Source organism: Mycolicibacterium pulveris, from assembly GCF_010725725.1.
In the GTDB taxonomy this organism is placed as follows: Bacteria; Actinomycetota; Actinomycetes; order Mycobacteriales; family Mycobacteriaceae; genus Mycobacterium; species Mycobacterium pulveris.
The window spans coordinates 107217-125567 of record NZ_AP022599.1 but is presented as its reverse complement, the minus strand read 5'-3'; the positions used below and the strand labels follow the sequence as shown (position 1 = coordinate 125567).

Here is an 18351-nt window from a genome sequence, read left to right as displayed (position 1 = left end):
CTATTCCCCGGTGACGGACTGGGTGGGGGAGTGCAGCAGGTCCAGGCTCTTCCCCTTGCCCAGGTACATGTGCACACCGCACGGTAGACACGGGTCGAAGCTGCGGACCGTGCGCATGATGTCGATGCCCTTGAAATGCTCCCTGTCGTTCTCTTCGAAGATGGGTTGGCCTTGCACCGCGTCTTCATACGGCCCGGGTGTGCCGTAGCTGTCGCGCGGGTTGGCGTTCCACGGGGTGGGCGGATACGGGTGGTAGTTGGCGATCTTGCCGTCGCGGATCACCATGTGGTGGCTCAGCACTCCGCGCACGGCCTCGGTGAACCCGCAACCGATGCCCTCCTCGGGCACCTCGAACTTCTCCCACGTCTTGGTGCGGCCCGCGCGGATCTCCACCAGCGCCTTCTCGGCGAAGTGCAGCGCGCACGCCGCGGCGTAGGCCTGGAAATAGGTGCGCGCGCGGTTGCGCTCCAAGGTGTTGCTGCCGTATTGCGGGATCTTCCATTCGAGTTCGACCGGCCCCGTCAGCGCGGTCTTCGGCAGGTTGATCTGCACGCTGTTGCCGGTGGCCTTGACGTAGCCGATGTCCACCAGACCGGCCAGCGCGGTCGACCACAGCCGCGCCAGCGGGCCACCGCCCGTATCGAGCGCGAGGTGGTCTTTGCCGTCGAACCAGCGCGGTGACATCACCCAGCTGTAGTTGCCGTCGAAGTCACGCTTCTGCGGTTTGGGGTTGGTGTGCTGGTTCCACGGGTGGCGCCGGTCGATCGGGTTGCCCAGCGGATCGGTCTTGACGAACATCTCCTGATCGGTCCAGTCGTCGTAGTACGAGTGGCCCAACAGGATTCGGATGCCGAGGTTGATGTCCACCAGCGAGTGGGTGTGCAGCTTGCCGTCGATCACCACGCCGGGCGTGACGAACATGGCGTCGCCCCAGCGCTCCATGTCCTTGTATTCGAAGTTGCACACCTCGGGGTCCTGGAAGGAACCCCAGCAGCCCAACAACGTGCGGCGCAGGCCCACCTGGTCGTAACCGGGGAGGGCTTCGTAGAAGAAGTCGAAGAGGTCGTCGTGCATGGGCACGACCCGCTTCATGAACTCCACGTACCGCATCAGCCGTGTCATGTAGTCGGTCATCAGCTGGACCGTCGCGGTGACGCCGATGCCGCCGGGATAGAGCGTGGACGGATGGACGTGCCGACCTTCCATGAGGCAGAACATCTCTCGCGTCCACCGGCTGACCTGCAGCGCCTCGCGGTAGAACTCTCCGGTGAACGGGTTGAGCGCCCGCATGATGTCGGCGATCGTGTGGTAGCCGTGCATGCCGGCGTGCGGCGCCTGGGTGTTCTCGGCCTTGGCCAGCACGCCGGGGTTGGTCTCCGAGACCATCTTCTCGCAGTAGTCCACGCCGACCAGGTTCTCCTGGAAGATGTTGTGGTCGAACATGTACTCGGCGGCCTCACCGAGGTTGATCAGCCATTCACCCAGATGCGGCGGGCGCACGCCGTAGGCCATGTTCTGGGTGTAGCAGGAGCACGTCGCGTGGTTGTCACCGCAGATACCGCAGATGCGGCTGGTGATAAAGTGCGCGTCGCGGGGATCCTTGCCCTTCATGAAGATCGAATAGCCGCGGAAGATCGACGAGGTGCTGTGGCATTCGACGACTTCGCGGTTGTCGAAGTCGATCTTGGTGTAGATGCCGAGGCTGCCGACGATGCGCGTGATGGGATCCCACGCCATCTCCACGAGCTGGCCGGGTTCCCGCTTGACGTGTGATGGCTCGGGGATGGTCGTTGTCATCGAACTGTCTCTTTCGTTGATGAGATGCGCTGCGAAGCTTTCAACGAGGCAAGTGCCCGTGGGCGCCCCGCGGGGATCCGCACCTACCAGGTGCGGGTCGCCCCGGTGGTGAGTTGCGTGCCGGGCTGCCGCCACTTCGGTTCCTTGTCGACCGTGCGGCCCGTGATGTGGCGCAGGTTGCGAATCACCGAGCCGTACAGCCCCGACGCCGCGGTGGACACCTTGCCGCCCGGCGGCTCGTCCATGAACGGCATGAACTTGTCCGGGAAGCCGGGCATGGTGCAGCCGATGCAGATGCCGCCGACGTTCGGGCAGCCGCCGACGCCGTTGATCCAGCCGCGCTTGGGCACGTTGCACTTGACGACCGGGCCCCAACAGCCCAGCTTGACAATGCATTTCGGCGAGCCGTATTCGGTGGCGAAGTCGCCCTGCTCGTAGTAGCCGGCCCGGTCGCAGCCTTCGTGCACGGTCGCGCCGAACAACCACTTCGGCCGAAGCCCGTCGTCCAGCGGGATCATCGGCGCCTGGTCGGTGGCCATGTACAGCAGATACGTCAGGGTCTCGGCCATGTTGTCCGGATGCGCCGGGCAGCCGGGCACGCACACGATCGGGATGCCGGCCTTGCTCTTCCAGTCCCACCCGAGATAGTCGGGCACGCCCATCGCGCCGGTGGGATTGCCCGCCATCGCATGGATACCGCCGTAGGTGGCGCAGGTCCCCACCGCGACCACCGCGGTCGCCTTGGGTGCGAGCCGGTCAAGCCATTCGCTTGTCGTTATCGGCTGGTTGGTCGTCGGGTCGTTGCCGAACCCGCACCAGTAGCCTTCGTTCTTGATCTTCTCGTTCGGTATCGACCCCTCGACGACCAGGACGAACGGTTCCAGCTCTCCTCTGTCCGCCTTGAAGAACCACTCGAGAAAATCGTCAGCGCCCCCGTTCGGTCCGCATTCGAAATCGATGAGGGGCCAATGGACGGCGATTTTCGGCAGACCGGGGAGCGCGCCGAGGGCGATCTCCTCGATAGTGGGTTGCGTGGCGGCAGTCAGCGCCACCGAATCGCCGTCGCAACTCAATCCGGCATTGATCCAGAGAACGTGAATCAACGCCTCTTCCGCTTTGACTGCTGCCTCGATCGGCATGTGTCACAGCTTTCTGGGGGCCGGGCTGGGGCCCTCACGACCGGGAGCAGGGCTGGGGCTCCCCCGTCACAGCGACGTGCGCCCGACTTCTTGAGCGCTAATTTCTGGGTTTACTCCCGGGGTCAACCGTTGTCAACGGGTGATGGATGCATGACGACGTTTGTGCGATTGTCGACCCATCGGTACCACTGCGCGCTACCATCACCCCTTGTCGCCGACATCGGCAGGATCTCCGCGTCCGGATTCACGGATCGCACGTAGCCGCAACAACTTTCAAGATCAAAGTCCACGTACGGAAGTAAGTCGACCTTGTTGACGATCACCAGCCCGGCCGCGGCGAACATGTGGGGATACTTCAGGGGCTTGTCGGTGCCTTCGGTCACCGAGATGACGACGACTTTGCTGTGTTCACCGAGATCGAACAACGCCGGGCACACGAGGTTGCCGACGTTTTCGATGAAGAGGATCGACCCGGGCTCGGGGTCGAGGGTCTGCAACGCCCGGTGCACCATCGCGGCATCGAGGTGGCAGCCGGCGCCGGTGTTCACCTGAACGGCACGCGCCCCGGTGGCCCTGATGCGCTCGGCGTCCAGCAGCGTCTCCTGGTCGCCTTCGATGACGGCCACCGGGTGATCGGGATTGAGTTCTCGAATGGTGCGTTCGAGCAGCGTCGTCTTGCCCGCGCCCGGGGAGCTGGTCACGTTGAGCGCGAGGATGTGGCGGTCGGCCAGCCAGGCGCGGTTGTCCTCGGCTAGCCGGTCGTTCTTCGCCAACACCTTCTGCTCCAGGGAGACGGTCTCGGTGTGCACATGACCGTGCGGGTGCTCGTGCGGGTGAGGGTGAGGGTCGCCCGCCACGGTGATGGTCGGACTGTCCTCGCCGCAGCCACATGTCGCGCACATGCTCAGCTCACCTCCATCGACAAGATCTTCAGGTCGCGACCCGCGACCACCTCGACATCCGCACTGCCACAGGGGCACAACAGGATCAAGTCGGGCAGCACGAAGTTCTCACCGCACGTGCGACAACGCGCCGACCCCGGCTGGACGTCGAGGTCCAACCGGGCGCCGTCGGCGACGGTGCCCTCGGTGGCCAGTTCGAAGCAGAACTGCATCGCGTCGGGAACGACGGCGCACAGCGCGCCGACCTCCAGCCTGACGCTGTGCACCCGACGGCCCGCGGCGTGTTCACACACCGCGTCGACGACACTCTGCGTTATCGCCATTTCATGCATGCAGGCCCCGTCCGGCCGGATGACCCCACGATAGGCCGCGGGAACCGCCCGGGGCGAGCCGTGGACCACGGCGGCTTCGCAGCCGACGGCGTGTCACGCTTGAGTCGAACAGGTGTTCGTCTATCGTGGGCAGTGTTCGACGGCTAGATGCTGGTCAGGCCGACTTGTCGGTGGCCGCCTCTAGCGTCATGGCCACCTGATCGAAACCGATCCGAACACCGGAACATCTAGAGGGACGGAGACCCACCCATGACGCAGGCACCCGACCGCGAGAAAGCCCTTGAGCTGGCGCTCGCGCAGATTGAGAAGAGCCACGGTAAAGGCTCGGTGATGCGCCTCGGCGAAGAGGTGCGCCAGCCGATATCGGTCATTCCCACCGGGTCGATCGCCCTGGACGTGGCGCTAGGCATCGGCGGGCTGCCGCGCGGCCGGGTCGTGGAGATCTACGGCCCGGAGTCCTCGGGTAAGACCACGGTCGCGTTGCACGCCGTGGCCAACGCCCAGGCCTCCGGCGGCATCGCGGCGTTCATCGACGCCGAGCACGCACTTGATCCGGAGTACGCCAAGAAACTCGGCGTCGATACCGACTCACTGCTGGTCAGCCAGCCGGATACCGGCGAACAGGCCCTGGAGATCGCCGATATGCTGATCCGGTCGGGCGCGCTGGACATCCTGGTCATCGACTCGGTGGCCGCGCTGGTGCCGCGGGCGGAGATCGAAGGCGAGATGGGCGACAGCCACGTCGGTCTGCAGGCCCGGCTGATGAGCCAGGCGCTACGCAAGATCACCGGGGCGCTGAGCAACTCGGGCACCACGGCGATCTTCATCAACCAGCTGCGGGAGAAGATCGGCGTCTTCTTCGGCTCTCCCGAGACGACAACGGGTGGAAAGGCGTTGAAGTTCTACGCCTCGGTTCGCATGGATGTCCGACGGATCGAGACCCTCAAGGACGGCACCGACGCGGTCGGCAACCGCACCCGCGTCAAGATTGTCAAGAACAAGGTCTCGCCGCCCTTCAAGCAGGCCGAGTTCGACATCCTGTACGGCAAGGGCATCAGCAGGGAAGGCTCACTCATCGACATGGGTGTCGAGCAGGGCTTCATCCGCAAGTCCGGGTCCTGGTTCACCTACGAGGGTGAGCAACTGGGCCAGGGCAAGGAGAACGCCCGCGCCTTCCTGGTGGAAAACGTCGACATCGCCAACGAGATCGAGAAGAAGATCAAGGAAAAGCTCGGCATTGGTGCCGTGGTGACCGCTGACGTGGCCGATGACGAAGTCCTGCCCGCCCCAGTCGACTTCTGAGGCCTCCCGCGAGGAGCAGGCGCACAACGTTTGTCTGCGCCTGCTCACCGTGCGGGCACGGACCCGCGCCGAACTGGCGGGGCAGCTGACGAAACGGGGCTATCCCGAGGACGTCACCGACCGGGTACTGGATCGGCTCGCGCAGGTCGGTCTCGTCGATGACGCTGACTTCGCCGAGCAGTGGGTACGGTCCCGGCGCCAGAACGCCGGAAAAGGCAAGCGGGCCTTGGCCGCCGAGCTACGCAACAAGGGTGTGGACAACGAGGTGATCACCGCCGCGCTGGCGGGCATCGACTCCGGAGCGGAGCGGGCGCGGGCCGAGGAGCTGGTGCGGGCGAAGCTGCGGCGGGAGAGGCTCGACGACGGCGATGACGTCAAGGTGATGCGCAGGCTCGTCGGGATGCTCGCGCGTCGCGGATATCACCAGACGCTCGCCGTTGACGTCGTCAACGCGGAGCTAGCCGCCGAGCACGAGCGGCGGAGGGTCTAGTCGTCCGGCATGTTGATTTCGGTGAAGCTGGCGCCGACGTTTGACTACGCCACCCTCGAGCGGTTCTGGCGCGCCGCCGATGACCTCGGGTTCCCGGCGGTGTGGAACTACGACCACTTCTACGGTCTGATCGAGGCCACCGACCCGACGCTGGAGGGTTGGACCACGCTGGCGGCGATGGCGGTGGTGGTCAAGCGCGCCCGGGTGGGCTGTCTGGTCAGCGGGGTGACCTATCGCAATCCCGCGGTGCTGGCCAAGATGGCGGTCACCGTCGACCACATCTGCGGTGGCCGAATGGATTTCGGTCTCGGCGCGGGGTGGCACGAGGCCGAACACCGCGGCTACGGAATCGACTTCCCTCGCGCGGGCACCCGGGTGGCGATGCTCGATGAGGCGCTCACCGTCATTCGGCGGCTGTGGACCGAGGAGTCCGTCACGTTCACGGGACGGTTCTTCACGCTCACCGACGCGCTGTGCGAACCGAAGCCCATCCAACGGCCTCATCCGCCGATCATCGTCGGCGCCGCGCAACCCAGAATGCTGCGGGTGGCCGCGCGCCACGCCGACGAATGGAACATGCCGTCGACCTCGCCGCAGGAATGGATCACGGCCAACGGTCACCTCGATACCGCGTGCGCCGAACTGGGTCGCGAGCCGTCGTCGATCCGCCGGGGCGTGCAGTTGTTCTTGTATCCCGACCGACCCGAACAGGTCGACGCCCAACTGGACAGCATCGCCGACTACGCCCAGGCCGGCTGCCAGCATGTCGTGATGTCGTTCTATCAGCCGCCGGGAGAGGAGCTGCTGCGCCGCTGCGCGGAGCTGCTGTAGCTGGCTCTAGTCGCCCTTGGGCTTGCCGCGGTCGGAGTGGCCGATCCCAAAGTGGCCTGTCCCCGAGTGGCCATCCCCGGAGCGGCCCGCCCCGACATGGCCGGCCGCAGAGTGGCCAGGCGCGAAGTGGCCATTCCCGACGTGGCCCGGTCGAGTGCGGACGGTGTCTCCGGTCCCGTCCGCCGCGCCCGGCGTCGCATCATCGGCGTCGGTCGAGTCGACGGCGTCAGTGCCGGCCTCACCCCGAGCGGATAACCCTGCCCTGGTGAGGGTGTCCCGTACCTCGGCTATCGACCTCGGGAGCCCGGCTGGCTCGGGCTTACCGGCCGCGGCGGTCACCGTGCCTTCGGAACCTTGTTCGCCCTCGACGCCGCCCTCATCGGAAGGTGCCGTCGCCTCAGTGGGGGCCACGTCCGGCGATTGCGCAATCTCGTCGGGCGCCATCTGCGATCGGACCTTGCGCAGATCCGCGCGTACCGGACTCAGCGACGCAGCCGGTTCCGCATCGTCGACAATGGCCGGCGTCGGCGGGGTGGCTGCGGCGTCGTCCCCGAGAACCTTGCCCACAACGGTTTCCGCCGCAGTGATGACCGCATTCGAGAATGAGACGACACCGTCGACGATCTGAGACGCCACATCGAGAGCCGCCGTGACCAGTTGACCGAACGGCCCCCCGCCGATGACAGCGGGCAGCCCAGCGACCAGATCCCGGAGGAACTGAATCTGAAAGTTGGCCCACTCCTCGGCGAAGCCGACCAACTCGCGGCCGGCCTCGAACTCGACGTCGGCGAAGTCGCGCAGCGCACGGCCGACTGCGGTCGGCAGCGGGGTGCCGGTCGCGATGTCCTGCAGCAGACTCCCGGCGATCGGCGGGATACGGCCGAAGAGTTCCGCACCCGTCGCGAGGAAATCCGTGACGAACTCGATATGGAAGGTCGCCTGTCGGTCGATGAGCTCGAGCGGCGAGGTCAACACGCTGAGCGCCGGCTGCGGCAGCAGTTGCACCTGCGCCGTGAGCTCCGCAGCGGGGTGGTCAGATTCGTCGAACCCCTGCTGCGGCATCACCGCGGCCAGCACGAGCCCGCTGACACCGATCACCGCGACACCTGATGAGAGGCACGAACGGATAGGTATATCCATGACAACTCCTCGGTGAGCACGGAAACCCTCTTGGGGCACGTATGAGTCGGTTCGCCGGTTCAACACGCGCGCGAATCAAACGGTTGGATACCTGCGGGCTCCGCAACTGGCCTCGCTGTCCACGCGCAGCGACGCGGTCTCGTCTCTGCGTGCTGGCGCCGACGTCGACTACTGCGGTCGTAGACAGGACCATCGGTATAGTGCCAAACGGCCACGAAACGAAAAGGGGCGTGCTGAGTGTCGGTTCTGCGGTGGTGCGCGATGGCGGCGGTCGTCTTCTGCGTGCCCCTGCTGAACATGGTGTTCGGTGTCGTTGCGCAGGCCTCGGCGCAGCCCGCACCCCAGCCTGACGAGGAGTCGGTCACCGTCGCGATCCACCGGCTGGAGCCGTTCGTCATGCCGACGAGCAGCGGGCAGATGACAGGTTTCAGCATCGATTTGTGGGACGAGATCACCAAAGACCTGGGCTGGTCCACCGAGTACCTCGACGCCGGCGATGTGCGCGGACAGTTGGCGGCCGTCGCCGACGGGCGTGCCGACGTGGCGATCGGCGGCATCTCGTTGACGGCCGAGCGTGAGCAATCCTTCGACTTCACCCAACCGACCCTCAGTTCCGGGTTGCAGATCATCGTGCCGGTCCACGACACCCGCCCCTCCGTACCCGGTTTGGGCGGCTACCTCGACTTGTTGTTCTCCCGGACGATGCTGATCTGGTTGGCCGCCGCCGTCGTGGTCAGCGTCGTTCCCGCACACATCTTTTGGTTCATCGAGCGGCACAACGCCAAACCGGTTGTGTCGCGGTCATACTTCCCCGGCATCGTCCAATCGTTCGGTTGGGGTGTCGGATCACTGGTCGGCAGGAACAGCACTTACCCGACCAGAGCGGTGACGAAAGCGCTGGCGATTCTGTGGGGTTTTGCCGGCATCGTGTTCATCGCGTTCTACTCGGCGAACCTCAGCGCCAACCTGACCGTGGCCAAGCTCGACGCCAAGATCAACGGACCGGCGGATCTCTACGGCAAGTCGGTGGCAACAGTGGGGGGCACCACCGCGGCGAACTTCCTTCGCAGCATGGGCATTGACGCCACCGAGACGCAAACCATTGAGGGCTCATATCATCTGTTGCGCGAAGAGGGATACGAGGCGGTGGTCTTCGATGCCCCGGTCCTGCGCTACTACGTCGCCCACCGGGGCGAGGGAGTGGCAGTCACGGCGGGACCGGTGTTCCAAGAGGAAGACCAAGGATTTGTGCTCGATATCCACAGTCCCCTTCGCAAGCCGGTGAACCAAGCGCTGTACCGCTTGCGCGAAAACGGAACCTACAACCTCATCAGGGAAAAGTGGTTCGGCGACGACGCAGCCACCAGCGCAGGAGATCTCAACTGAACGCCTTGGCTCCGTCCGAAGTCAGACAACCGTCGCGCCCGGGGCGCCCTCTTGCTCGACGGCCTCGGCGTCCAGTGGCGCCGTACCGCGACGCGAGCGCCGCATCCGGCCCTCAACCCATGTCGCCAACCACGACAGCGTGAAGTTCACGCTGATCATCAGCACCGCGACGACCATCAAAGCGGGGATGTAGTTGCCGTACGCCGCGCCGACCTGGGTGCCCTGGCGCACCAACTCGACGAAAGTGATGACGAAGCCGATCGAGGAGTCCTTGAGCACCACCACCAGCTGCGAGATCAGCACCGGCAGCATCGACGTGATCGCCTGCGGCAGCAGCACCGAGCGCATGGTCTGCCCCCAGGTGAGGCCCACCGCCCACGCGGCCTCGGTCTGGCCGCGCGGCAGCGCCGCGACACCGGCCCGCACGATCTCGGCGATCACCGCGCCGTTGTACAGGGTGAGGCCGGTGATCACACCCGCCAGCGCCAGATGCTCACCCGGGAAGACGCCGTACAACGCGTACAGGAAGTACGCGAAGATCATCATGATCAGCACGGGCACCGCGCGGAAGAACTCCACGATCACCGAGCACACCCACCGCACCGGAAGGGCGTGCGACATCCGGCCCACCCCGAGCACCAATCCCAGCACCAGCGCGAGCACGATCGAAACGCCGGCGGCCGTCAGCGTGCCTTCGACGCCGGGCATGATGTAGGTCGTCCACAGGTTCGCCGTCAGGAACGGCTCCCACTTCTCGGCGCTGAGCTGGCCCTTGGCCTCCAGCCGCGTGTACACCACCCACAGCGCCAGCAGGGTGAGCACCACCGTGATCCCGGTGACGACGTGGTTGCGAACCCGCCCCCGCGGGCCCGGGGCGTCGAACAGCACCGAACCACTCACCTCACCACCGCCATCCGCTTACCGAGCCACCCGAACACCAACCCCAGCGGCAGCGTCAAGATGACGAATCCAGCGGCGAAGATGGTGCCGATCACCAGCAGGGCCGCCTCGTTCTCGATCATCTCCTTCATCAACAGCGCCGCTTCCGCGACGCCGATCGCCGACGCGATGGTGGTGTTCTTGGTCAACGCGATCAGCACCGAACCCAGCGGGATGATCACCGCTCGAAACGCCTGCGGTAACAGGATGATCCGCAGATTCTGCCCGAACGACAACCCCAGCGACCGGGCCGCCTCGGCCTGGCCCAGCGGCACGGTGTTCACGCCGGAGCGCAGCGTCTCGCAGACGAAAGACGCGGTGTAGACCGTTAATCCGAGCACCGCGAGCCGAAAGTTACTGTCCTCGATCGACGTCAGTGAATTGGGATCCACCAGTGTGATACCCAGCGTCTGCGATATCCCGAACGAACAGAACAGGATGATCAGCGTCAGCGGGGTGTTGCGCACCACGTTGACATAGGCCGCACCAAGCCAGTTGAGCACCGGGACCGGGGCCAGCCGCATCGCGGCCAGCACCGTGCCGAGCAGCAGCGCCCCGACGGCGGAATAGACCGTCAGCTGGATCGTGGTCCAGAACGCCTCGAAGATCTGGGCCTGATACCTGGTGAAGATCTCCACGTGCGGTGACGTGCGCTAGGTCTGGTCGATCGCCGGCGGTTGGGGAGCTGGCAGCCCCGACGCGCCAAGGTTGTTGTCCCAGGCCGCCTTCCACGCGCCGTCTTGCTCCATCTTCACCAGCGCGTCGTTGATCTTCGTCTGCAGCTCGGTGTCGTCCTTCTTCAACCCGATGCCGTAACGCTCCTCGGTGAACGTGCCGCCCACGAGCTTGAAGGTGCCCGGGCTCTGGGCGGCATAGCCCGCCAGGATCACTTCGTCGGTGGTCACCGCGTCGACCGCGCCGTTCTTCAGTGCCTCGATGCACGCCGAATAGGTGTCGTACTGCTGCAGCTGCACACCGGGGTACTTGTCCTTGATGTTCTGCGCCGGAGTCGAACCCGTCACCGAGCACAGCTTCTTGTTGTTCTCCAGCGACTCCGCGCCGACGATGTCGGTGTTGTCACTGCGCACCAGCAGGTTCTGGCCCGTGATCAGATACGGTCCCGCGAATGACACCCGCTCCTTACGGGAGTCGGTGATCGAGTATGTCGCCGCGATGAAGTCGACCTGACCGTTGGCGATCAGCGTCTCGCGTTGCGCCGACGGTGCTTCCTTCCATTGGATCTGATCCTCGCTGTAACCGAGCTGCTCGGCGACATACCTGGCGACGTCGACGTCGAACCCGGTCATCGTGCCGTCCGGGTTCTTCAGGCCCAGGCCCGGCTGATCGAACTTGGTCCCGATGACGATCTTGTCGCCGCCGCCGCCACCGCCGCAGGCCGCCAGCGGCAGCGCCACGGCGAGCACGAGGGCCGCGACTACGCGCCTCGGAATGGATGGCATGGGTGAATCCTTTCGACTAGTGGTGCAGGATCTTGCCGAGGAAGTCTTTGGCCCGGTCGCTCTTGGGATTGGTGAAGAACTCCGATGGCGGGGCGGACTCGACGATGGCCCCGTCGCACATGAACACCACCCGGTCGGCCGCGCCCCGGGCGAACCCCATCTCGTGCGTGACCACCAGCATCGTCATGCCCTCGGCCGCCAGCGAGGTCATCACGTTGAGCACCTCGTTGATCATCTCGGGGTCCAGCGCGCTGGTCGGCTCGTCGAAGAGCATCACCTTCGGGTTCATCGCCAGCGACCGCGCAATGGCCACGCGCTGTTGCTGGCCGCCGGACAGCTGCGCGGGATACTTGTCGGCCTGGTTCGCCACGCCGACGCGCTCCAACAGTTCCATCGCCTTCTCGCGTGCCTGCTCCTTGGATGCCTTACGCACCTTCCGCGGCGCGAGCGTGACGTTCTCCAGGATTGTCTTGTGCGCGAACAGGTTGAACGACTGGAAGACCATGCCCACGTCGGAGCGCAGCTGGGCCAGCTTGCGGCCCTCCTCCGGAAGCACTTCGCCGTCGATGGCGATGGTGCCCGAATCGATGGACTCCAGCCGGTTGATCGTGCGGCACAACGTCGACTTGCCCGAGCCGGACGGTCCGAGTATCACGATCACCTGACCGCGCGCGACCTCCAGATCGATGTCCCTGAGCACGTGCAGGTCGCCGAAGTACTTGTTGACGGCCCGCATCGAGATCATCGGCACGTCGGATCGGATCGGATCGGCCTCTTTCACGTCCGACCCCGTGGATTCCATGGGTGCAGACCTTACCGAGGGAAGGCCCAGCGTGCCCGGAAGTCGTCAATCCGCCCACGTCACCGCGCAGGCCGGTCCGTACGATGGGGCCGTGACTTCGGTGGTTACCCAACACGCGACGGCGGCCACGTCGACGCGCACGCACACGTCGGCGTCTGGGTCCGGCGTGCGTACCTACCAGGTCCGCACCTACGGCTGTCAGATGAACGTGCACGACTCCGAGCGGTTGGCGGGCTTGCTGGAGGCCGCCGGATATCGCAAGGCCGTCGCCGGTGAGGACGCCGACGTGGTGGTGTTCAACACCTGTGCGGTGCGGGAGAACGCCGACAACAAGCTGTACGGAAACCTCAGCCATCTGGTGCCGCGCAAGCAGGCCAACCCCGACATGCAGATCGCCGTCGGCGGCTGTTTGGCGCAGAAGGACCGCGACACGGTGCTTCAGCGGGCACCGTGGGTCGACGTGGTGTTCGGCACGCACAACATCGGGTCGCTGCCTGTGCTGCTCGAGCGTGCCCGTCACAACAAGGCCGCCCAGGTCGAGATCGTCGAGGCGTTGGAGGAGTTCCCCTCCGCGCTGCCCGCCGCACGCGAATCTGCTTACGCCGCATGGGTATCGGTGAGCGTGGGATGCAACAACACCTGTACGTTCTGCATCGTGCCCGCGCTGCGGGGCAAAGAAGTCGACCGTAGCCCCGGCGACGTGCTCGCCGAGGTGCAGTCGTTGGTGGACCAGGGCGTGCTGGAGGTGACGCTGCTCGGCCAGAACGTCAACGCCTACGGCGTGTCGTTCGCCGATCCTCAACAACCGCGTGACCGTGGGGCTTTCGCCAAGTTGCTGCGCGCGTGCGGCCGCATCGATGGTCTGGAGCGGGTGCGGTTCACCTCGCCTCATCCCGCGGAGTTCACCGACGACGTGATCGAGGCCATGGCCGAGACCGCGAATGTGTGTCCCACGCTGCACATGCCGCTGCAGTCCGGCTCGGACCGCGTGCTGCGGGCGATGCGGCGCTCTTATCGCGCCGAGCGTTTCCTCGGCATCATCGACCGGGTTCGCGCCGCGATCCCGCACGCGGCGATCACCACCGACCTCATCGTGGGCTTCCCCGGTGAGACCGAGGAGGATTTCCAAGCCACCCTCGACGTGGTGGCCCAGGCGCGGTTCGCCAGCGCGTTCACGTTTCAGTACTCCAAACGGCCGGGCACGCCGGCGGCACAGTTCGCCGACCAGGTCCCCAAATCCGTTGTCAGCGAACGCTATCAGCGCCTGATCGAGCTTCAGGAGAAGATCTCGTTGGAGGAGAACCAGGCACAGGTGGGCGGCAACGTCGAAGTGCTGGTCGCCACGGGGGAGGGACGCAAGGACGCCAGCACCGCGCGGATGTCGGGGCGCGCCCGCGACGGCCGCCTCGTGCATTTCGATCCGTGCGGCTATGACATCCGCCCCGGCGACGTGGTCACCACCACGGTCACCGATGCCGCGCCGCATCACCTGATCGCCGACGCGCCGATCAGCGCCCATCGGCGCACCCGCGCCGGGGACGCCCACGCCGCGGGGCAACGGCCCCGCACCGGCGTCGGCCTGGGGATGCCGGGCATCGGCGCGCCGACACAGACCGTGACGGCGTCGAGTGGGTGTGGCCGATGAACACCCCCGACGACGGCAACTTCGAGCAGTTCAAGGAGGACATCGAAGCCGCCGAACGCCGCATCGCCGGCGAAATCGATCCCGGGCCGCGGGCGTTGGTGATCGCCATCGCCGTCTTCGTCGTGTTGCTGACCTTTGTGTTGCCGCACACCGGGGGTGCGAAGGGCTGGGACGTGCTGGCCAGCAGCGAGGCCGCGACCGAGGCGGCCGTGTCGCTGCCGTCGCGGGCGTTCGTGTGGGTGACGCTGGTGCTCAGCGTGGGCTTTTCGATGCTGGCGCTGCTGACCCGGCGCTGGGCGCTGGCGTGGGTCGCGCTGGCGGGTTCGTCGGTGGGGTGCGTGCTGGGCATGCTCGCGGTGTGGTCGCGGCAGACTGCCGCCGAGGCGTACCCGGGGCCCGGTATCGGGCTCATCATCGCGTGGCTGGCGGTGATCGTGTTGACCTATCACTGGGCGCGTGCCGTGTGGGCCCGCACCGCTGTGCAACTCGCCGCCGAGGCGGCGCGCCGTCAGGAGGCCGCCAGGCGGCAACAGAAAGGCCTGTTGGAGCGGTTCGACGACGACGCGGAAGGTCCTGACACGCCGGGCAGCTAGCGGGGGTGGATGTTGAAACGCATTGGTAAACGCTTTGGCACCGCCGTGACCGTCGCGGCTCTGCTCGTCGCCGCATCCGGGTGCGCCGGCCGAAACGAGCAACCGCAGGCCGCGCCGGCACCGCCGCCGCCTGCGAGTCCCCCCACGACGGCACCCGCCAACCCGCCGAACGTGACATTCGACGCCAGTGTCGGCTTCGCCGATGTGGTCGAGCGTCTCAGCCCGAGCGTGGTGACCGTGCAGCGCGACGGCGGCGCGGGCAGCGGTGTGGTGCTGCGTCCGGACGTGGTGGTGACGAACGCGCACGTGGTCGGCCGAGCACGCACAGTGACGATTCTGTTGGCCGACGGGGAAAGCTCGGCCGGGCAGGTCATCGGCACCGACAGGGTGACCGACCTCGCGCTGGTGCGCACCGACCGAAAGGAACTGCCGGTGCCCGAGTTCCGCACCGATCTGCCGCGCCCGGGCGAGATCGCGGTGGCCATCGGCAGCCCGCTGGGGTTCCAGAACTCCGTCACCGCCGGCATCATCTCCGGCCTGCACCGTGACATTCCCGGTTCGGCGGCGCAGAGCCAGTCGTTGGTCGATCTGATCCAGACCGACGCGCCGATCTCGCCGGGGAACTCCGGCGGCGCGCTGCTCGACGCCGGTGGCCGGGTGGTCGGGATCAACGAGGCCTACATCCCGCCTGAGGTCGGGGCGGTGTCGCTGGGCTTCGCGATCCCCGCGGCCACCGTGCTGGACGTCGCCGACCAACTGCTCGCCGACGGTCAGGCCACCCACCCCTATCTGGGCATCTCCACCAGCCAGGTCACCCCCGCGATTCAGCGCAGGTTCGGCGTAAGCACCGAGCAGGGCGCGCTCGTCGTCGGCGTCGATCCCGGAGCGCCGGCCGCAGCCGCCGGGTTACGGCCCGGCGATGTGATCGTCGAACTCGCCGGCAAGCCCGTCGAAACCGTCGAGGACCTGCTCAGCGTGCTGCGCCAGACCCAACCGGGCGCCGAGGAACAAGTGGGGTATGTGCGCGGCGGTGACCGCAGGCAGACGACGGTGACCATCGGCGCCCGCACCGGCTGATCGGCGACGGCGTCGAAACGCCCTAGCGTCCCTTGCCCAGTGCTTCGGCGGCCGCCTCGGCCCACTGGCGCCACTGCTCGGCGTTCGCGCGCGCCTCCGCGGCGTCCTTTTCCCGCCCGGCCGCCGCGGCCTTCTCGGCTTGACGCTCGAATTGCTCTGCGCGAGCACGGAATTGGTCGGCACGCGCCTGAGCCTCGGGATCCACGCCGCGGGTCGGCGCATCACGGATCTTCTTTTCCACCGCGCGTAGACGCCGCTCCAGTTCGGCCGCACGTTCACGGGGCACCCTGCCGATCGCTTCCCACTTCTCGCCGATCGTGCGCAGCGCGGCCCTGGCCGCGTCGAGGTCGGAGGTGTCGAGCTTTTCCGCCTCGGCGAGCAACTTCTCCTTGGCCTCGGCGTTGGCGCGGTATTCCGCGTCGCGCTCGGCCGTCGCGGCGTTGCGTGCGGCGAAGAAGACGTCCTGGGCCGCCTTGAACCGCTGCCACAACGCGTCGTCGACATCTTTGGCCGCGCGCCCGGCGGCCTTCCACTCGGTGAGCAACTCGCGGAACGCGGCGCTCGTCGGGCCCCAGTCGGTGGAGCTGGACAGTTCCTCGGCGCGCAGGCACAGCGCCTCCTTGGCCTGGCGTGCGCCCGCCCGTTCCCGGTCGAGTTCGGCGAAGTGCGATCCGCGCCTGCGGTTGAACGTGTCGCGGGCCGTCGAGTAGCGCTTCCACAGCGCGTCGTCGGTCTTGCGGTCCAGCCCGGTGATCGTGCGCCATTCCTCGAGGATTTCGCGCAGTCGGTCGCCGGCGGCCTTCCACTGCGTGGAGTTGGCGGCCAGTTCCTCGGCCTCGACCGCGAGGGCTTCCTTACGTGCGGTCTGGGCGGCGCGGTACTCCTCGCGCCTGGCCTTCTCGGCCTGGGCGGCTTCGTCGGCGTGGTCGATGATCGCGGTCAATCTGGCCGCCAGCGCGTCGACGTCGCCGAGCACATGGGCGGTCGGCAGCGACTCGGCGAGCGCGGTTGCGGCCGCCTTGATCTTGCGGGCGTCGCCGCTGCCCGACTCCAGCCGGGTCTCCATCAGCGCGACCTCGGTGTGCAGGTCATCGAAGCGCCGACCGAAATGGGCGAACGCCGCCTCGGGGTCGCCCGCCTGCCAAGACCCGATGATCCGTTCACCCGACCCCGTGATCAGCCAGACCGTGCCGTCGGGGTCGACGCGGCCGAACCGGTGCGGGTCGCTCGCGGGGGCCGCGACCACGGCCGGGGCCGGCCGGCCGGTGGGACGGGGAACGGGCCGCGGTGCACCCGGTCTGGGGGAGGGCTTGGGTGGGGAAGCACCCGGGGCGGGCTTGGGTGGGAAAGCACCCGGGGCGGGCTCGGGTGGGAAAGCACCCAGCGTGGGCTCGGGTGGGGAATTGTCGGAGGCGGTGTTGGGCGAGGGGATCTGGCCCCCAGGCTGGCTCGTCGTCATGTCGGTTTCCTCGTACCCTCCGCGCGTTGCCGCGCACCTGCCGCGCAACGCGGCGCCTGATCGCTTCGACGCTATTCAAACAGGTTGTGTCGCCGTGTGCGCACGGCTTGCGAGATGCACGCTTAGCCTCTTCTGGACGCCAACGACGAGGAGGCCGATGGCCGGCATCAACGAGGCGAGCGACGTTGCCGCCCTGCTTGCCATCGGTGCTGCGGTATTCATCGCGATCGGTGACGTCATCCACCAGCGTCAAGCCCAGGAGGTGACCGACGAACCGGTCGGTCACACCGAACTGTTTCTGCGGTTGCTCCGCGATCGCCGGTGGTGGCTGGGCAGCCTGGTGGCCGCCGCCGGGTTCGGCTTGCAGGCCGCCGCGCTCGGCCTGGGCTCGGTGCTTCTGGTGCAGGCGCTGTTGGTGACCTCGCTGCTGTTCGCGCTGCCGATGTCCGCGCGGCAGGCGCATCGACGGGTGACCCGCTGGGAGTGGACGTGGGCGGCGCTTCTCGCGGTGTCGGTGGTGGTCATCGTCACCGTCGGAAACCCGACCGCAGGGCATGCCCGCGGATCGGTCGAGGTATGGACCGTGGTGCTGGCGGTGCTCGGCCCGGTATTGGTGCTGTGTGTGCTCGGCGCGCGGATCCTGAGGGGACCCGCCGGCGCGGTGTTGTTGGCGTTGGCCTCCGGCGCGCTGTGGGGACTGTTCGCGGTGCTGACCAAGGGCGTCGTGCACCAGCTCGACTTCGGCAGCTGGGTCGGCGTCCTGGCGCTGATGCGCATCCCCGAGCTGTATGCGTGGGCGGCGGTGGCGATCGCGGGCACCGTGTTGCAGCAGGCCTCGTTTCGGGCCGGCGCGCTGACCGCGTCGCTGCCGACGATGACGGTGGCCGAGCCGGTGGTGGCCTCGGTGCTCGGCGTCGTGGTCCTCGGGGAGTCGTTGCGTCCCGACGACGCCGGCTGGTTGGCCCTGGTCGTCGCCGTCGCCGTCATGGTGGTCGCGACGGCCGCGTTGGCCCGCGGTGAGGCGGCCAGCGCCGAGCACCCCGCTGTCCCGCATTAG

18 protein-coding genes are annotated in these 18351 nt (G+C 67.0%); 8 read left to right on the top strand and 10 right to left on the bottom strand.

What is annotated here, in order from left to right; translation table 11 throughout:
• From G6N28_RS00795 to hypA, 4 genes are all read right to left on the bottom strand, one after another.
• Nucleotides 1-1797, bottom strand: a complete 1797-nt coding sequence (locus G6N28_RS00795) for a nickel-dependent hydrogenase large subunit (RefSeq protein WP_163896595.1) — start codon at nt 1795-1797, stop codon at nt 1-3.
• Nucleotides 1798-1880: 83 nt separating this feature from the next.
• On the bottom strand, nt 1881-2936 hold the full coding sequence (locus G6N28_RS00790) for an NADH-quinone oxidoreductase subunit B family protein (RefSeq protein WP_163896594.1): 1056 nt from the start codon (nt 2934-2936) through the stop codon (nt 1881-1883).
• Between the two features lie 122 nt (nt 2937-3058).
• Nucleotides 3059-3838: a hydrogenase nickel incorporation protein HypB gene (gene hypB, locus G6N28_RS00785; protein ID WP_163896593.1), complete on the bottom strand. Its 780-nt coding sequence runs from the start codon at nt 3836-3838 to the stop codon at nt 3059-3061.
• A 2-nt stretch (nt 3839-3840) separates the two neighbouring features.
• The gene (hypA, locus tag G6N28_RS00780) at nt 3841-4170 is read right to left on the bottom strand and encodes a hydrogenase maturation nickel metallochaperone HypA (protein ID WP_046753229.1); all 330 of its coding nucleotides are present in this window, start codon (nt 4168-4170) and stop codon (nt 3841-3843) included.
• 249 nt (nt 4171-4419) lie between these two features.
• Here hypA and recA point away from each other — a divergent pair, with 249 nt between their 5' ends.
• Genes recA through G6N28_RS00765 form a run of 3 tightly spaced genes read left to right on the top strand, consistent with a single transcriptional unit; the run spans nt 4420 to nt 6793 of the window.
• Nucleotides 4420-5472 carry a recombinase RecA gene (recA, locus tag G6N28_RS00775; RefSeq protein ID WP_064918395.1) on the top strand — a complete coding sequence of 351 codons (1053 nt, stop codon included), beginning with the start codon at nt 4420-4422 and terminating at the stop codon, nt 5470-5472.
• The gene (recX, locus tag G6N28_RS00770; protein ID WP_163896592.1) at nt 5438-5962 is read left to right on the top strand and encodes a recombination regulator RecX; all 525 of its coding nucleotides are present in this window, start codon (nt 5438-5440) and stop codon (nt 5960-5962) included. Before recA ends, recX begins: the two co-directional genes overlap by 35 nt.
• A 9-nt stretch (nt 5963-5971) precedes the next feature.
• Nucleotides 5972-6793 carry a TIGR03560 family F420-dependent LLM class oxidoreductase gene (locus tag G6N28_RS00765; RefSeq protein ID WP_163896591.1) on the top strand — a complete coding sequence of 274 codons (822 nt, stop codon included), beginning with the start codon at nt 5972-5974 and terminating at the stop codon, nt 6791-6793.
• Nucleotides 6794-6799: 6 nt separating this feature from the next.
• Here G6N28_RS00765 and G6N28_RS00760 read toward each other — a convergent pair whose 3' ends face one another.
• Complete coding sequence (locus tag G6N28_RS00760; protein ID WP_163896590.1) at nt 6800-7870, bottom strand: hypothetical protein; 1071 nt, start codon at nt 7868-7870, stop codon at nt 6800-6802.
• A 300-nt stretch (nt 7871-8170) separates the two neighbouring features.
• On the opposite strand from G6N28_RS00760, the gene G6N28_RS00755 reads away from it, so the two are divergent.
• The gene (locus G6N28_RS00755; protein WP_235674430.1) at nt 8171-9319 is read left to right on the top strand and encodes a transporter substrate-binding domain-containing protein; all 1149 of its coding nucleotides are present in this window, start codon (nt 8171-8173) and stop codon (nt 9317-9319) included.
• Nucleotides 9320-9340: 21 nt separating this feature from the next.
• Here the strand turns inward: G6N28_RS00755 and G6N28_RS00750 are convergent, their stop codons facing one another.
• The 4 genes from G6N28_RS00750 to G6N28_RS00735 are packed head-to-tail and all read right to left on the bottom strand — an operon-like array spanning nt 9341 to nt 12463.
• Nucleotides 9341-10219, bottom strand: a complete 879-nt coding sequence (locus tag G6N28_RS00750; protein WP_163896589.1) for an amino acid ABC transporter permease — start codon at nt 10217-10219, stop codon at nt 9341-9343.
• Nucleotides 10216-10896 carry an amino acid ABC transporter permease gene (locus G6N28_RS00745; RefSeq protein ID WP_163896588.1) on the bottom strand — a complete coding sequence of 227 codons (681 nt, stop codon included), beginning with the start codon at nt 10894-10896 and terminating at the stop codon, nt 10216-10218. The genes G6N28_RS00750 and G6N28_RS00745 overlap by 4 nt, the downstream gene beginning before the upstream one ends.
• A 15-nt stretch (nt 10897-10911) precedes the next feature.
• Nucleotides 10912-11718 carry a glutamate ABC transporter substrate-binding protein gene (locus tag G6N28_RS00740; RefSeq protein WP_163896587.1) on the bottom strand — a complete coding sequence of 269 codons (807 nt, stop codon included), beginning with the start codon at nt 11716-11718 and terminating at the stop codon, nt 10912-10914.
• Between the two features lie 16 nt (nt 11719-11734).
• A complete protein-coding gene (locus G6N28_RS00735; RefSeq protein WP_163905672.1) occupies nt 11735-12463 on the bottom strand; it encodes an amino acid ABC transporter ATP-binding protein in 729 nt (242 codons plus the stop codon).
• Between the two features lie 148 nt (nt 12464-12611).
• Here G6N28_RS00735 and miaB point away from each other — a divergent pair, with 148 nt between their 5' ends.
• Genes miaB through G6N28_RS00720 form a run of 3 tightly spaced genes read left to right on the top strand, consistent with a single transcriptional unit; the run spans nt 12612 to nt 15835 of the window.
• Entirely contained in the window at nt 12612-14165 is a 1554-nt protein-coding gene (gene miaB / locus G6N28_RS00730; RefSeq protein WP_407664935.1) for a tRNA (N6-isopentenyl adenosine(37)-C2)-methylthiotransferase MiaB, read from the top strand.
• On the top strand, nt 14162-14758 hold the full coding sequence (locus tag G6N28_RS00725) for an Rv2732c family membrane protein (protein WP_179961995.1): 597 nt from the start codon (nt 14162-14164) through the stop codon (nt 14756-14758). The genes miaB and G6N28_RS00725 overlap by 4 nt, the downstream gene beginning before the upstream one ends.
• A 9-nt stretch (nt 14759-14767) precedes the next feature.
• Nucleotides 14768-15835, top strand: coding sequence for a S1C family serine protease (locus G6N28_RS00720; protein ID WP_163896584.1), 1068 nt, complete (start codon nt 14768-14770; stop codon nt 15833-15835).
• 22 nt (nt 15836-15857) lie between these two features.
• Here G6N28_RS00720 and G6N28_RS00715 read toward each other — a convergent pair whose 3' ends face one another.
• The gene (locus tag G6N28_RS00715) at nt 15858-17294 is read right to left on the bottom strand and encodes a DUF349 domain-containing protein (RefSeq protein WP_163896583.1); all 1437 of its coding nucleotides are present in this window, start codon (nt 17292-17294) and stop codon (nt 15858-15860) included.
• A 157-nt stretch (nt 17295-17451) separates the two neighbouring features.
• Between G6N28_RS00715 and G6N28_RS00710 the strand changes: the two genes are divergently transcribed.
• Nucleotides 17452-18351 (top strand): DMT family transporter, encoded by a 900-nt coding sequence (locus G6N28_RS00710; RefSeq protein ID WP_197745773.1) that lies wholly within the window; start codon nt 17452-17454, stop codon nt 18349-18351.

Bases quoted from the DNA above. Each gene is read 5' to 3' on its own strand.
- G6N28_RS00710 (WP_197745773.1), top strand. From the start codon at position 17,452: ATGGCCGGCATCAACGAGGCGAGCGACGTTGCCGCCCTGCTTGCCATC.
- G6N28_RS00740 (WP_163896587.1), bottom strand. From the start codon at position 11,718: ATGCCATCCATTCCGAGGCGCGTAGTCGCGGCCCTCGTGCTCGCCGTG.
- G6N28_RS00765 (WP_163896591.1), top strand. From the start codon at position 5,972: ATGTTGATTTCGGTGAAGCTGGCGCCGACGTTTGACTACGCCACCCTC.
- hypB (WP_163896593.1), bottom strand. From the start codon at position 3,838: ATGTGCGCGACATGTGGCTGCGGCGAGGACAGTCCGACCATCACCGTG.
- hypA (WP_046753229.1), bottom strand. From the start codon at position 4,170: ATGCATGAAATGGCGATAACGCAGAGTGTCGTCGACGCGGTGTGTGAA.
- G6N28_RS00715 (WP_163896583.1), bottom strand. From the start codon at position 17,294: ATGACGACGAGCCAGCCTGGGGGCCAGATCCCCTCGCCCAACACCGCC.
- G6N28_RS00795 (WP_163896595.1), bottom strand. From the start codon at position 1,797: ATGACAACGACCATCCCCGAGCCATCACACGTCAAGCGGGAACCCGGC.
- G6N28_RS00735 (WP_163905672.1), bottom strand. From the start codon at position 12,463: ATGATCTCGATGCGGGCCGTCAACAAGTACTTCGGCGACCTGCACGTG.
- G6N28_RS00790 (WP_163896594.1), bottom strand. From the start codon at position 2,936: ATGCCGATCGAGGCAGCAGTCAAAGCGGAAGAGGCGTTGATTCACGTT.
- G6N28_RS00720 (WP_163896584.1), top strand. From the start codon at position 14,768: ATGTTGAAACGCATTGGTAAACGCTTTGGCACCGCCGTGACCGTCGCG.
- recX (WP_163896592.1), top strand. From the start codon at position 5,438: ATGACGAAGTCCTGCCCGCCCCAGTCGACTTCTGAGGCCTCCCGCGAG.
- G6N28_RS00725 (WP_179961995.1), top strand. From the start codon at position 14,162: ATGAACACCCCCGACGACGGCAACTTCGAGCAGTTCAAGGAGGACATC.
- recA (WP_064918395.1), top strand. From the start codon at position 4,420: ATGACGCAGGCACCCGACCGCGAGAAAGCCCTTGAGCTGGCGCTCGCG.